The 14,137-nt window shown below is 38.7% G+C and carries 14 protein-coding genes; 6 read left to right on the top strand and 8 right to left on the bottom strand.

Features of this window, described 5'->3' with window-relative positions; all coding sequences use genetic code 11:
* The first annotated feature begins 122 nt into the window (after positions 1-122).
* Positions 123-1,298, top strand: a complete 1,176-nt coding sequence (locus PALI_RS07605; RefSeq protein WP_193155463.1) for a putative manganese transporter — start codon at positions 123-125, stop codon at positions 1,296-1,298.
* A 69-nt stretch (positions 1,299-1,367) separates the two neighbouring features.
* Here the strand turns inward: PALI_RS07605 and PALI_RS07610 are convergent, their stop codons facing one another.
* From PALI_RS07610 to seqA, 7 genes are all read right to left on the bottom strand, one after another.
* On the bottom strand, positions 1,368-1,727 hold the full coding sequence (locus PALI_RS07610; protein ID WP_193155464.1) for a DUF805 domain-containing protein: 360 nt from the start codon (positions 1,725-1,727) through the stop codon (positions 1,368-1,370).
* 150 nt (positions 1,728-1,877) lie between these two features.
* Entirely contained in the window at positions 1,878-3,461 is a 1,584-nt protein-coding gene (locus PALI_RS07615; protein ID WP_193155465.1) for a dihydrolipoyllysine-residue acetyltransferase, read from the bottom strand.
* Between the two features lie 8 nt (positions 3,462-3,469).
* Entirely contained in the window at positions 3,470-4,447 is a 978-nt protein-coding gene (locus tag PALI_RS07620) for an alpha-ketoacid dehydrogenase subunit beta (RefSeq protein WP_182700834.1), read from the bottom strand.
* Positions 4,447-5,661, bottom strand: a complete 1,215-nt coding sequence (locus PALI_RS07625) for a thiamine pyrophosphate-dependent dehydrogenase E1 component subunit alpha (RefSeq protein ID WP_077538025.1) — start codon at positions 5,659-5,661, stop codon at positions 4,447-4,449. Before PALI_RS07625 ends, PALI_RS07620 begins: the two co-directional genes overlap by 1 nt.
* Positions 5,662-5,926: 265 nt before the next feature.
* Positions 5,927-6,979, bottom strand: coding sequence for a succinylglutamate desuccinylase (astE, locus tag PALI_RS07630; protein WP_193155466.1), 1,053 nt, complete (start codon positions 6,977-6,979; stop codon positions 5,927-5,929).
* 283 nt (positions 6,980-7,262) lie between these two features.
* Complete coding sequence (gene pgm / locus PALI_RS07635; RefSeq protein ID WP_138584408.1) at positions 7,263-8,900, bottom strand: phosphoglucomutase (alpha-D-glucose-1,6-bisphosphate-dependent); 1,638 nt, start codon at positions 8,898-8,900, stop codon at positions 7,263-7,265.
* Between the two features lie 9 nt (positions 8,901-8,909).
* Entirely contained in the window at positions 8,910-9,503 is a 594-nt protein-coding gene (gene seqA, locus PALI_RS07640) for a replication initiation negative regulator SeqA (RefSeq protein ID WP_138584409.1), read from the bottom strand.
* 240 nt (positions 9,504-9,743) lie between these two features.
* On the opposite strand from seqA, the gene PALI_RS07645 reads away from it, so the two are divergent.
* The 5 genes from PALI_RS07645 to fur all read left to right on the top strand — a co-directional run bounded on the left by PALI_RS07645 (position 9,744) and on the right by fur (position 12,281).
* The gene (locus PALI_RS07645; RefSeq protein ID WP_193155467.1) at positions 9,744-10,511 is read left to right on the top strand and encodes an alpha/beta fold hydrolase; all 768 of its coding nucleotides are present in this window, start codon (positions 9,744-9,746) and stop codon (positions 10,509-10,511) included.
* A 95-nt stretch (positions 10,512-10,606) separates the two neighbouring features.
* A complete protein-coding gene (locus PALI_RS07650; RefSeq protein WP_002962930.1) occupies positions 10,607-10,828 on the top strand; it encodes a DUF2788 domain-containing protein in 222 nt (73 codons plus the stop codon).
* A 2-nt stretch (positions 10,829-10,830) separates the two neighbouring features.
* Positions 10,831-11,109, top strand: coding sequence for a LexA regulated protein (gene ybfE / locus PALI_RS07655; RefSeq protein ID WP_002962928.1), 279 nt, complete (start codon positions 10,831-10,833; stop codon positions 11,107-11,109).
* 14 nt (positions 11,110-11,123) lie between these two features.
* A complete protein-coding gene (fldA, locus tag PALI_RS07660) occupies positions 11,124-11,651 on the top strand; it encodes a flavodoxin FldA (protein WP_193155468.1) in 528 nt (175 codons plus the stop codon).
* Between the two features lie 186 nt (positions 11,652-11,837).
* Positions 11,838-12,281: a ferric iron uptake transcriptional regulator gene (gene fur / locus PALI_RS07665; RefSeq protein WP_193155469.1), complete on the top strand. Its 444-nt coding sequence runs from the start codon at positions 11,838-11,840 to the stop codon at positions 12,279-12,281.
* A 111-nt stretch (positions 12,282-12,392) separates the two neighbouring features.
* On the opposite strand, the gene glnS is transcribed toward fur, so the two are convergent.
* Entirely contained in the window at positions 12,393-14,051 is a 1,659-nt protein-coding gene (gene glnS / locus PALI_RS07670) for a glutamine--tRNA ligase (protein WP_193155470.1), read from the bottom strand.
* Positions 14,052-14,137: the final 86 nt, after the last annotated feature.

A 14,137-nucleotide genomic window follows, 5' to 3' on the forward strand; every position in this document is an offset into this window, starting at 1 on the left:
GCTTAGATTTAGCTATCGAAAAACTAAAACAGAGTAATCGATTCAAATAGATGCAAATGATATTGATTATCATTTAATTAAAATATACAGTGTGACCTAGTTAATTGATTAGGTCGCATTGTATGATTTCACTTCCTCACATTGGTTTTATTACTCCTGCCTCAAAACGATTTTTGAGCCAAAATAAACGCTTACTGCTGCCTTTATTTATTTTAACTTGCCTTGCAATACCGCAATTACGCGAAATAACAATGACCGCATTAAGTGATGCATTTTTTCAAGTGAGTGTGTTTGTTGCCACAACCCTTTTAATTTATTACTACGCTATAGAACACTTACCTCAATTAGAGCTTAGTTATTTAAGCGCGAAATCACCGGTTCTAGAAATTAGCTTTGCAGCGGTTTTAGGTGCATTACCCGGCTGTGGTGGGGCTATTATTGTGGTTACTCAATTTACAAAAGGCCAAGCAAGCTTTGGTGCTATTGTTGCTGTGCTAACAGCTACAATGGGCGATGCCGCATTTTTATTACTTGCTACCCGCCCTACTGAAGGCTTGTTAATTATGGGGATAGGGTTAGTAGTTGGTACACTCAGTGGTTTACTGGTTAATACAATACACAAAAAAGATTTTTTATGCCCAACAGCGCAAGAACAAAAGCACCAAATTAAAATACTCTCAACTAACATTATTAAAATCAGTAAACCGGTTTGGATGGTTGCAATTATACCAAGCCTTGTAATTGCATTTTTGATTGCGTTTAATATTGATTTTTCACAGTATGGTGCAAGTACAAGCACTGTGATTACGCTATTTGGTGCGGTAATGGCATTATTTATTGTTAGTATTTGGGCATTTTCGTCAAAGGGTGAAAGCTATCAAGAAGTAACGTCAGAAGACGGTGCATGTAACCCGCCTTCTAAAATAATTAAAGTATTACAAGACACACACTTTGTAACTGCATGGGTTGTAGCGTCATTCATGTTATTTGAAATTTTGGTTAACATTGCAGGACTTGACTTAAAAACGTGGTTTGTACATTACGCCTATTTAGCACCGCTTATTGCAGTGCTTATTGGATTTTTACCCGGTTGTGGCCCGCAAATAATTGTTACAACACTTTATATTCAAGGCATTATTCCTTTTAGTGCTTTAACGGGGAACGCTATTTCTAATGATGGGGATGCTCTATTTCCAGCAATTGCAATGGCTCCCAAGGCTGCAGTTATAGCAACGCTTTATACATCTATTCCCGCTTTACTGGTAGGTTATGGACTCTATTTTTTGGTTGAAATCTAAAAATAGACTGTAAATACTGAGCACAAAAAAGCTCAGCAATTGCTGAGCTTTTTGCTAAAACATAGTCATTTACTCTGCTGCCACAAAACCTTCTTTAGGGTTTGGGCCAAAATCGTTTTCACCTTCGTGAGAATCTTGCGCTAAAAAGATAATTAAAACTATCCAACCAATAATAGGCACTAACCAAAGTAGCTGCCACCAACCAGAACGGCCAGTATCATGAAGACGACGAGCACCCGCGCTTAAACCAGGAATTAAAAGTGCTAAGCTATAAATCGAACCAATAAACATTGTACCTAGTGCACCATCAATCACATTACAAACTACTGAAAAAATAGTATTAAACAATACAAACATCCAATATGCTTTACGACGATTACGACCTGAAAAGTCTGCGTAGCTGCGCAACGCGTTCATGTAATATTCCATAATAATTCCTTAGTGTTATTTTTTATATTCCCTACAGGGCGATGTTTTATTACTTTTAGTAACAGGTGTATCTTAATTAAAAGCGGCTAAGTTTGAAACAAAAAACCAACTAAAAGCTGGTTTTTTTATCATACATTAAAGAATTAGCTATTAACTCATAGCCATCATCATTGTCGATGGGTTTTCTAGATAAGATTTCCACACGTTATTAAAGCGTGCAATCGTACCACCATCAATAACGCGATGATCGCCAGACCAACTTACTTGCATAATCGCTCTACTCACGACTTGCCCGTTGCTATCAAAACGCGGTAAATGCTGTAACTTTCCTAGCGCAACAATAGCCACTTCTGGTTTATTAATAATAGGTGTCGCAATAGTACCGCCAATTGCGCCAATATTAGAGATGCTAATTGTGCCACCTTTTAAATCATCCGGTGCAACACGCCCTTCTCTAGCAGACTCGGTCAACCGAGTTAAATCATTTGCTACATCTACAATACTTTTCCTCTGACACGATTTAATATTAGGGACTAATAGGCCTATTTTTGAGTCGACCGCGATTCCGATATTATGATCGTTATAATAAGTCAGCTCAGAGCACTCATCATTTACTTTAGAATTAAGTACTGGGTACTCTTTTATTGCAAGTGACAGCGCTTTTACAAAAAACGGCATCATAGTGAGCTTAACGCCTTGCGCCTTGTATTGCTCTTTCATAGAGCCTCTTAAGGCAATAAGATCGGTTAAATCAATTTCATCACAAAACGTAAAATGTGGGATTGTAGATACCGAAGCCATCATTTGCTTTGCCATAGCCGCTTTAATGCCTTTAATAGGCTCGACTCGTACGCCACCGATTTTATTCTGCATTTGGTTTTGTATAGCGCAGTGAGAAGCATCGCTATTAAGAGGTGACGTATCAATCGTATTTGGCACTTCGCCTTTTATATACTCTTCAATATCTTGCTTGTAAATACGCCCATTCTTGCCACTGCCAGGTACACAGGTTAAATCAATATCAAGTTCACGTGCTTTGCGACGAACCGCAGGTGATGCAACCGCTTTTTTATTGATAACTTTATCAGCTTGCTGCATTTTAACAGGGGCAACTTTTTCAGCGACAGCATTAGCTTGAGCCTTTACGACCGCTTGGTTTATATCAATATTTGGTTTTGCTGCACTGCCTGCAATTGTCATTTGAAACAATGGGCTATGTACTTTCGCTATTTCACCTTTTTGATAGTAAAGCTTTTGCACTGTGCCTGTATATTTTGCCGGAATTTGCACTAATGCTTTATCGGTCATTACGTCACAAACCGCTTGGTCTTCTTCTATTTCGTCGCCTTCTGCGACTAACCAATCGACTATTTCACACTCAACAATACCTTCACCAATATCAGGGAGTATAAAGTCCTCGACGACATCAGTTGTATCATTAGTTTTATTTTCAGCTTGTACTGGCTCTTGTACTACTTGATTATTAGTACTCTCACCCGCTACATCCATAGCAAATAAAGGGGCATGTACTTTAGCAATTTCACTTTTTTGATAATATAGCTTTGAAATAACACCATCATGCACAGCCGGAATTTGCACTAATGCTTTGTCTGTCATTACATCACAAATTGGCTGATCTTCAGATACAGTATCGCCTTCTTGCACTAGCCACTCAACAACTTCGCATTCAACAATGCCTTCACCAATATCGGGTAATATAAAATCTTTAGCCATGATAACCCCTAAAAATCCATTGATTGTTTAATTGCAGCCAACACTTTTAATGCATCTGGTACATATTCTTTTTCTAGCGCCAATGGGTATGGCGTATCTAAGCCACATACACGTAAAATTGGTGACTCTAAATGAAGAAAACATTCTTGCTGGATAGTCGCCGCTATTTCTGCCCCAAAACCATTGGTTATAGGTGCTTCATGGCTGACAATTAAACGCCCAGTCTTAATAACCGATTTAGCAATTGTATCTACATCCCATGGTAATATGCTGCGAAGATCAATCACCTCACAGCTAATCCCTTGCTCTTTCGCTTGTTTAGCCGCATCTTCGATAATCTCCATTTGAGCACCCCAGGCTAATAGCGTAATATCAGCGCCTTCTTGCACTACTTCAGCTGTGCCTAATTCAATGCTGTAATCTTCTTCTGGTACTTCGCCAATTGATGCGCGATATAAACGTTTTGGTTCAAAAAATATTACTGGGTTGTCATCTTTTATTGATGCGCGTAATAAACCTTTCGCTTGATAAGGGTTGCGCGGTACAACCACTTTTAAACCCGGTGTGTGCGCAAAATAAGCTTCTGGTGACTGTGAATGGTATAAACCACCAGCAATACCACCACCATAAGGTGTACGAATGGTTAAGTTACCGACATCAAATTCATTACCACTGCGATAACGAAACTTAGCAGCTTCATTTACTATTTGATCAAAGGCAGGAAAAATATAATCAGCAAACTGAATTTCTGCCAGTGCAGGTGCACCAAATGCCGCTAAACCATTAGCAAAGCCTAGAATGCCTTGCTCTGTTAAAGGTGTATTAAAAACACGGTGCTTACCGTATTTTTCTTGCAAGCCCGATGTTGCTCTAAATACACCACCAAAGTAACCAACGTCTTCACCAAAAATACAGGCTTGAGGATGTTCGTTCATCGTGATGTCGAGCGCAGAGTTAATTGCGTGGAGCATGTTCATTTTAGCCATTACTTAATTCTCCCTGCGGTGACTGGGTAAGCATCTGGATGCTGTTTTATATGTTCTTTTAATTGCTCGTACTGGCGTTGTAGTAACGGAATTGGTGTATCGTAAACATCCGATACCAATTCTTCTAATGCGGGCTTTGCAATAACTTCAGCACGCTTAAGCGCCGCTAAAATTTCTTCACGAATCGATTCTTTCGCTTTTATATCGTCTTCTTCGTTTAACCAGTCTTGCTTGACCAGCCATTTTCTAAATTTATCTATCGGACACGCTTGGTGGTTTGCTTCTTCATCTTTAGAGCGATAGCCACTTGGATCATCTGACGTAGAGTGCGCACCTAATCGATAAGCAATCGATTCTATGAGTACTGGTTCACCTTGTGTAGAGGCTATATCCCTTGCTCTTTTAGTTGCCGCATAAACAGCCAGTGCATCTGTGCCATCAACACGAATTGTTTTAATGCCATAACCGACACCACGAGATGCAATGCCATCACCTTTGAACTGTTCATCAGCAGGGGTTGATATTGCATAACCGTTATTACGTGCAAAAAATATAACCGGCGCTCTGTGAACAGCTGCCATATTTAAACCCGCATGAAAGTCACCTTCCGATGCCGCACCTTCACCAAAGTAACAAATAGTCACATTATCAATTGTGCTTGCAAGCTCGCCAGTTTTTGCGTCGATGTGTTTTATTTTTTGGCCGTATGCATAACCTGTTGCCTGTGGTATTTGCGTACCCAGTGGCGATGAAATGGTCATGTAATTTAGTGCTTTAGAACCATAATGAATTGGCATTTGACGACCTTTACCTAAATCCAATTCGTTTGAAAACATTTGGTTCATAAATTGATCTAGGGTAAAACCACGATAATGCAGTGCAGCTTGTTCACGATACTGAGCCATAATCATATCGTCTTGATCAAGTGCTGCAGCAGAGGCAGTAACAGCGGCCTCTTCACCTAAACATTGCATATAAAAACTAACACGGCCTTGGCGTTGTGCACCTTGCATACGCTCATCCAATAAACGTATAAAACGCATTGTTTCGTATAATTTAATCGCGGTATGTTTTGAAATATCAGGTGCGGTTGCACTAGGGTGAATGTCGCCATCCTCAGTTAAAATACTAAGGGTTGGAATATTAAGTGCTTGGCCGTCAATAAATTCAAGCGTGTGGTTAATATTCAGCGATACGTTATTTGGATTACTCATAACCTACCTTCTTTTGTTGTCGGTAAAACAGTGCCCCTTTAAATTATTATTGTGGGTGATTATTGCTGGTTAAACTTTGCAATATCTGCACTATCTTTAATTAAAGCTGCCAACACTTTACGTTAACGTAAAGTGTTATTCAACAGATCTAGGACAAAACAAAAGCAAATACTGGTTAAATAAGTGGCAAGTTAACAATACGGTTACTTTAATTAATAGTAATCATATAGTTAACTTAAGGTTAGCAGTGGTCTGATGAGTAAGCTTATACGAAATTACTATCAATATTCATCGGGATAACAGTCAACAGCGCTCTTTGTCCTAACGCGACATTTGCATTTGGGAAAATAATAGCCTCGCCTTCAACGTTGGCATAAAACGGTGTATCACCATCGGTTGCAAGTAGTTCACCTTTCGCAAAGCCTGTAAAGTTCTCGGCGTCATCTGAAAAAGGAAAACTAAAATCATCCTGTGTTCTGTTAATTGTGCGATGCACTGCAAAAAGTTCAAAATCATTTGCATTGAATTTAGGGTATTGCACTTCATTTTGGCTAATTAATGCAGTTAACGTTTGCTTTGTTTTTTCAAAGCGGGTCATATCGTTTTCACCAAATGGCTTAACTTGACCAAGTTCAACCGTGAAAGAATCTGCACCATGTACAAATGATGAATAGTAACTAAACGTTGTCGCAGGTGATTTCATCATAAGCACGGTGTTTACACCACAGCTTAATAAAAACTGTAGCTGAGATTTTTTCCACGGTTTACCATGCAAAAATGGATATACCGCAAACTTTTCGTTTTTGGAGCCTCTAATTGCAGTGTGTAAATCGTAATGACATCGGCTACTTCCTAGCTCGCCACGTGCATAGAAATCACTTACATATTGCTCAAGCTTTGCAGCGCGGGTGCGCTCATTATTCATTGGCACGCCTTCAACTGTATGGTAGCCATTAAATAATCTATTTAAATTTTCTTCTACAAAACGCAAACCAATATTAATCGATTGCGGATTGCCGTAAATAAACAAGGCACGCTGCTTAAGTATTAGCTCACCGTTTATAATTTGTGTGATCAGTGCGTCACAAATCTCGATTGGTGCAGTTTCGTTACCGTGTACAGCACTTGAATAAACCACATCTTTTGTTGTTTTAACCGCAGGTTGAAACTCTATTACTCCGGTGTCGTGTATATTCACACGCGTGCCATTATCTAAAACAAACTCACCTGCATCTAAATGCCATTCATTATTACGGCTAAGCGTTAAAAAATCACCGGTTTGTTTTAATTCATTTAAGTAAGATGGATTGGCTGACATGTAATAAGCCCTTTTATAGAATATGAGAATAAAACCTCAAGCGTCTACTTTTAATACCAATTGCATTAAATTAATGATCTATTATAGCGACAAGAAAATAGCGCAATAACAAGGCTAAAATTATGATACATAGCTGCTCTATATAAATAATTTTTAACGTAGTTAGTAAGTTATTTAATACGCTAAAGTGATCATGTTTTAATAAAATTGGTACAATAATGCTCAAGGGATAGATGCAAAAACGGCTGAATAAATCAGCCGTTTTCAAAATTATTAAACTCAGTTAGCTAATAACTGAATCTACAAGCTTTTTAGCTTCTTTTTCTAGCAATGCTAAATGCGCTTCACCTTTGAAAGATTCAAGGTAAATTTTATAAATATCTTCGGTACCTGAAGGACGCGCTGCAAACCAGCCGTTTTCGGTGACCACTTTTAGACCGCCGATAGCGGCATCGTTACCCGGTGCATGAGTCAACTTTTGCAAAATAGGTTCGCCAGCAAGCGTATCGGCTTTAACATCAGCGGCACTCAATGCTTTTAAACGTGATTTTTGACCACTTGTTGCGGGTGCATCAAGGCGTTTATAAATTGGAGAGCCAAATTCTTGCTCTAACTCTTTATAAAGTGCTGATGGTGTTTTACCTGTTACGGCCAATATTTCTGCAGCAAGCAGCCCCATAATAAAGCCGTCTTTATCTGTACACCATACAGAGCCATCAAAACGTAAAAATGCAGCACCTGCACTTTCTTCGCCACCAAAAGCAAGTTTTCCTTTGCTTAGACCTTCAACAAACCATTTAAAACCCACAGGTACTTCTTTTACTTTACGGTTGTTTCGCAAAGCGACCTTGTCGATCATAGAGCTAGAAACCAGTGTTTTACCAATCTCTACATTAGAGTTCCAATCTCGGTGTTTAAGTAAGTAGTCTATAGCAACTGCTAAAAAGTGATTTGGATTCATTAAACCATCTGGCGTTACAATACCGTGACGGTCGTAGTCAGGATCGTTACCAATCGAAATATCAAAATCATCTTTCAATGCAATAAGATTAGCCATTGAATAAGGCGATGAGCAGTCCATACGAATTTTGCCATCTTTATCCAGCGGCATAAAAGCAAAGCGAGGGTCGACAACATCATTAACAACGGTTAAATCTAAATTATATTTTTTTGCTATGACAGGCCAAAAATGTATACCTGAACCACCCAGGGGATCGATGCCTATTTTGATACCTGCATCGCTAATTGCTTTTAAATTAACAATATTTGCTAAGTCATCAATGTATGGCGTCATCAAATCTTCGTATCGAATAAAACCTGAACGCGATGCTTTAGCGAATGGAAATAACTCAACTTCAACTAAATCTTCTAATAATAGCTGATTAGCTCTGTCTTCAATCCATTTCGTTACATCGGTATCAGCAGGCCCGCCATTAGGTGGGTTATATTTAAAACCACCATCTTCAGGAGGATTATGCGAAGGCGTAACGACAATACCATCTGCTAATTCATTTGGATGTAGCTTATTATGGCTGACAATGGCGTGGCTGATCACAGGTGTTGGAGTAAAATCGCCGTTTTCTTGTGTGATCACTTGCACTTCGTTAGCAACGAGTACTTCAATGGCGGAGTTAAACGCGGCCTCACTCAATGCGTGTGTATCTTTACCTAAAAATAACGGACCAAAAATATCATTTTGTTTTCTGTAATCGCAAATAGCCTGTGTAATAGCTAAAATATGCGACTCGTTAAATTTAACATCGTAAGAACAACCTCTATGGCCTGATGTACCAAAAGCAACACAATGCTCTGGGAATTGTTCAAGGTCGGGTTCATTTAAGTAATAGGCAGAAACTAATTTTGGAACATTAACCAGCGCCGATTGTGGAGCTGTTTTGCCTGCGCCTGAGTGAATAGCCATTATATTTCCTTACAAGTAATCGCGAATTTTTTCAGCTTGCTCTGCACTATATCCAAGGCAAAGAGCAACTTCATGAAGCATCATTTTTTTACGCGTTGTATTAGAGTTCGTCATAACCCAATATTCACTATCAGTTATGTTTTTAGGATTCATACTGCTGCCGCTATTAACTAAGGCTTCTTTGCTGGTAGCAAAATATACTCGGTCGCGACCTTTAATATCTAATACGGCCGAAAAATCAGTTTTATGAGTGCGGTAAAATGCACTTAAAATAAACAAAAAACGCCCTACAACGCCTTTTTGCATTGCCAGTTCTTCTTTGTTCAATACATTAAAAACATTATCATTTTTTTGCTTCACCGGTGTGACAGCAAGCATTTTTTGTTTTTTTGATGGCTCAACAGCTAGCTCAGAGGTCTTCAATGCGGAGGTAGACATTGTCGCAGTTTGATTATTTTGAGTTAGTTCTACGTTTGCAGATTGAATTTTTTCGCCACTCAGATTTAATAAACGACGTAAAATAGTGGATGCACTTTCGCCAATACTTTGCGTATTGCTTGCAATATATTGATATAACTCGTCGTCTATGTCGATTTGTTTCATGTTCTTCCTGTTATTACGGGTCACATTTTTTCTCCCGACTGATTATACCCAAACCAATTAGAAATGCGAGTTACAACAAGCACTCCCGACAACATATACTGCAAACATATAAATAGACTATTATTTAACACCCTCTTGTTGATTTAACATCCAAAAGCCCAATTAAATAAATAGTCGCTGTATTTTTTGCTTTTTAATGCAATGCTCGGCAAACTATGGCCAAATTTTCAGGAGGCGTGTATGCAGTTAAATTACAAGCAACAAGGGCAAGGTCCTAATGTTATTTTGATCCACGGGCTTTTTGGATCATTAGAAAACTTAAATGTAATCGCCAAGCCATTAAGTGAACACTTTAATGTTATAAACGTTGATTTACGTAACCATGGCCTGTCACCTCATAGCGATGAGATGAACTATCCAGCAATGGCACAAGATATTGTTGCGTTACTAGCTCACTTAAATATAGATAAAGCACACTTAGTTGGGCACTCTATGGGTGGTAAAGTCGCAATGGAATTGGCACTTACCCACCCTGAGCGAGTAAATAAACTAGTCGTACTTGATATTGCCCCCGTTAGCTATCCGCCACGCCATACCAAAATACTGCAAGCATTAAAGGCGGTTGCAGTGCAATCAATCGACGATCGAAAACAAGCCGATACATTAATGCAACCTTTTATCGAAGAGCTTGGGGTTCGACAGTTTTTGCTTAAAAGCCTTGCTAAAAATGAGCAAGGTCAATTTGCATGGCGATTTAACTTAAATGTGCTTGATGAAAAATATTCAACAATTACAGCTAACGTTAATGAAAACAATTCTTGTTTATGCGATACTCTTTTTATCAAAGGGAATGATTCTGACTATATTCTGCCTGAGCATCGTAATGCAATTACAGCGCGCTTTAAAAACACCAAAGCTAAAATCATTCATGGCGCAGGACATTGGCTTCATGCGCAAAAGCCGCTTGCTGTTAATAAAGCAATAAATGACTTTTTAACTGCTATTTAAAGTAATTTTAATCGCGTGTTTTTGATTTTGCGTACTAAATATATGTATATTTATATGCTATAGTACGCGCCGTTTAATTTAAAGGTTATACGTTGATGGTCAGTCAGTTAATTAACGAATTTGATACCCTAGGGTTGTATTTTGGCTTAGCCGGTATTTTCATATTCATCGGCATGGCAATTAAAGACGTACTAAAAAGTGGTAATGTGCCAAAGTTCGGACAGTATATTGTTTGGGGCGTCCTCTTTTTAGGGTGTTCAGGCTTTATTGCTAAAGGACTTATTCAGGTATTTTGGCAAGGCGCAGGTGTAGGTTAAGCATGGCGAAGTCAGAAACAGATAGAACAACACTCGATTTATTTGAATACGAAAAACGCCCAGGCAGACCTAAAACGAATCCCCTTTCTCGGGATATGCAGTTAAAGGTAAATAAACGTAATCAAATAAAGAGAGATAAAGCACGTGGCTTAAAGCGTGTTGAATTTAAAGTTTCATCGCAGTTATATCAAGCATTGAGTGATATGGCAGATGCACAAAATATTAGCCGCAGTGCGCTGATTGAAACGATTTTACAAGAAAGATTGGCTATTGATACATAAAAGGTTTTAAATCCATGGCAAGTGTAGGCATTTTTTTCGGAAGTGACACAGGTAACACAGAACACGTAGCAAAAATGATCCAAAAAGAATTGGGTAAAAAGCTAGTGGCTGTTCATGATATTGCAAAAAGCTCTAAAGAAGAGATTGCTGAATTTGATTTAATCTTATTCGGTATCCCTACTTGGTACTACGGTGAAGCGCAATGTGACTGGGATGACTTTTTCCCTGAGCTTGAAGAAGTTGACTTTGAAGGCAAACTTGTTGCTATTTTTGGTTGCGGAGACCAAGAAGATTACGCTGAGTACTTTTTAGATGCTATGGGCATGATCAACGATATAGTGACTGAACGTGGCGCGATTGTTGTTGGCAATTGGCCGAGTGATAGTTATGACTTTGAAGCATCAAAAGGTATGGCTGACGACAAGCATTTTGTTGGTTTGGGTATCGACGAAGACCGTCAACCAGAGCTTACAGAACAACGTGTCAAAGCATGGTCTGCCCAGGTATATGAAGAAATGTGTTTAAGCGAATTAGCTGACTAATTTTCTGCATATATCGCTAGCTGTTTAAATAATTATCAAACAGTTAGCGTTTTAAGCTTTAGTGGCAATATAAATCAATTGTTCTTTGCACTTCACGCTTAGGCACGTTATCCTGTTTATTGCTAATGTGTCGTGTACATCTTTGCAAGATGTCTAGTATAACCAAATAAAATTGAGACAGATTTAATGACTGATCATAACTTGGAACTTAAAAAAGCCGGTTTAAAAGTAACTTTACCGCGTATTAAAATATTAGAGATTTTACAATCTCCAGATAACCAACACATCAGCGCTGAAGATGTTTACAAAATTCTTTTGGATTTAGGCGAAGAAATTGGTCTTGCAACTGTATACCGTGTACTTAACCAATTTGATGATGCGGGTATTGTAAGCCGTCATCACTTTGAAGGTGGTAAATCTGTATTTGAACTTTCAGGAAGCACGCACCACGATCATTTAGTATGTTTGAAGTGTGGCAAAGTTGTAGAGTTTGAAGATGAGATGATTGAACGTCGTCAACTTGAAATTTCTGAAGAAAATGGTATTACACTTACAAACCATTCTTTATATTTATACGGTGAATGTAACGATAAAGCAGCGTGTAAAGCATTTAGCGACGCTAACAGCTAATACCGCTTTTAAAAAGCAATAAAAAACCTGCTAAGTGCAGGTTTTTTTGTGTCTAAATTACGATAGTAATATAGTGAGCCGGTATAAATACGGGCTCATTATTAAACGTAGCTACTGTGTTTTAGACCATGAATCGCGAAGACCCACTGTTTGGTTAAATACAACGTTCTCTGATTTAGAATCACGAGAGAAATAACCTGTGCGCTCAAACTGAAAGCCCTGCTCTGCTTGTGAATTAGCAAGTGATGGCTCTAGTTTCGCGTTTGATAAAACAACCAGTGACTCTGGATTTAATGTTGTTTCAAACTCATCAGCGGCTGCTGGGTTTGGCACGCTAAATAAACGGTCATATAAACGTACTTCTGCTGTAATAGACTCAGGCGCTGAAACCCAGTGAATAACACCTTTCACTTTACGGCCATCACTTGGGTTTTTACCAAGTGTTTCGCTGTCGTAAGTACAAAAAATAGTTGTGATTTCGCCGCTTTCGTCTTTTTCGACACGCTGTGCTTTAATAACATAAGCACCACGTAAGCGTACTTCTTTATCAAGTACTAGGCGCTTAAATTTGTTATTTGCTTCTTCTTTAAAGTCTTCACGTTCAATGTAAATTTCACGAGTAAATGGTACATCACGACGACCCATTTCTTCTTTATTTGGGTGATTAGCCACAGATAAAACCTCAACCTTGTCTGCATCGTAGTTTTCAATAACTATTTTAACAGGATCGAGTACGGCCATTGCTCGTGGTGCATTTTCGTTTAGATCTTCACGGATGCAGGCTTCAAGCATGCCCATTTCAACCATATTCTCTTGTTTTGTTACGCCAATGCGCAAACAAAACTCACGAATTGAGCCTGGCGTATAACCACGACGACGTAGACCTGCAATAGTAGGCATACGTGGATCATCCCACCCTTCAACAAAGTTATTTACTACTAAATCACTTAGCTTACGCTTAGACATAATAGTGTATTCAAGATTCAAGCGTGAAAACTCAATTTGCTGTGGGTGACACTCTAGACTGATGTTATCAAGTACCCAATCATATAAACGACGGTTATCTTGGAACTCGAGTGTACATAACGAATGTGTAATGCCTTCAAGTGCATCTGAAATACAGTGCGTAAAGTCATACATTGGGTAAATGCACCACTTATCTGCTGTTTGGTGGTGATGAGCAAAACGTACACGATAAATAATTGGATCGCGCAGCACCATAAAAGAGCTTGCCATATCAATTTTTGCACGCAGAACACACTCGCCTTCTTTGAATTCGCCCGCACGCATTTTTTCAAATAATGCGAGGTTTTCTTCAACCGCTGTATCTCTGTATGGGCTGTTTTTACCTGGCTCTTTTAATGTGCCACGGTACTGGCGCGCTTCATCTGCTGTTAAAAAGCACACATACGCTAAGCCTTTATTAATTAACTCAACAGCGTAACCATATAAAGTATCAAAATAGTTAGAAGAATACTTTATATCGCCATCCCAATTAAAGCCTAACCACTGTACATCTTCTTTTATAGAATTAACGTAGTTAATGTCTTCTTTTTCAGGATTTGTATCATCAAAACGTAGGTTACATAAACCAGTGTAGTCTTTCGCAATACCAAAATTTAAACAAATTGATTTTGCATGGCCAATATGTAAAAAGCCGTTTGGTTCAGGTGGAAAACGTGTATGCGTAGTTGCATGCTTTCCACTTGCTAAATCTTCATCAATTCGGGTTCTAATAAAGTTACTTGGGCGATTCTCAATTTCCGCCATAGGAGTGCAATCCTCTAAATATTACGTAATAACAAAACTTATCCATTATTACAAAAACAATCACTAACATACAGCAATAGCTTAAG

The organism is Pseudoalteromonas aliena SW19 (assembly GCF_014905615.1).
GTDB classification, from domain to species: domain Bacteria; phylum Pseudomonadota; class Gammaproteobacteria; order Enterobacterales; family Alteromonadaceae; genus Pseudoalteromonas; species Pseudoalteromonas aliena.

Excerpts from the sequence above, each read along its gene's own strand:
- PALI_RS07620 (WP_182700834.1), bottom strand. The coding sequence starts at position 4,447 with ATGGCTAAAATGAACATGCTCCACGCAATTAACTCTGCGCTCGACATC.
- pgm (WP_138584408.1), bottom strand. The coding sequence starts at position 8,900 with ATGGCTATTCACTCAGGCGCAGGCAAAACAGCTCCACAATCGGCGCTG.
- seqA (WP_138584409.1), bottom strand. The coding sequence starts at position 9,503 with ATGAAACAAATCGACATAGACGACGAGTTATATCAATATATTGCAAGC.
- PALI_RS07625 (WP_077538025.1), bottom strand. The coding sequence starts at position 5,661 with ATGAGTAATCCAAATAACGTATCGCTGAATATTAACCACACGCTTGAA.
- PALI_RS07645 (WP_193155467.1), top strand. The coding sequence starts at position 9,744 with ATGCAGTTAAATTACAAGCAACAAGGGCAAGGTCCTAATGTTATTTTG.
- ybfE (WP_002962928.1), top strand. The coding sequence starts at position 10,831 with ATGGCGAAGTCAGAAACAGATAGAACAACACTCGATTTATTTGAATAC.
- fldA (WP_193155468.1), top strand. The coding sequence starts at position 11,124 with ATGGCAAGTGTAGGCATTTTTTTCGGAAGTGACACAGGTAACACAGAA.
- PALI_RS07650 (WP_002962930.1), top strand. The coding sequence starts at position 10,607 with ATGGTCAGTCAGTTAATTAACGAATTTGATACCCTAGGGTTGTATTTT.
- PALI_RS07615 (WP_193155465.1), bottom strand. The coding sequence starts at position 3,461 with ATGGCTAAAGATTTTATATTACCCGATATTGGTGAAGGCATTGTTGAA.
- glnS (WP_193155470.1), bottom strand. The coding sequence starts at position 14,051 with ATGGCGGAAATTGAGAATCGCCCAAGTAACTTTATTAGAACCCGAATT.
- fur (WP_193155469.1), top strand. The coding sequence starts at position 11,838 with ATGACTGATCATAACTTGGAACTTAAAAAAGCCGGTTTAAAAGTAACT.
- astE (WP_193155466.1), bottom strand. The coding sequence starts at position 6,979 with ATGTCAGCCAATCCATCTTACTTAAATGAATTAAAACAAACCGGTGAT.
- PALI_RS07610 (WP_193155464.1), bottom strand. The coding sequence starts at position 1,727 with ATGGAATATTACATGAACGCGTTGCGCAGCTACGCAGACTTTTCAGGT.
- PALI_RS07605 (WP_193155463.1), top strand. The coding sequence starts at position 123 with ATGATTTCACTTCCTCACATTGGTTTTATTACTCCTGCCTCAAAACGA.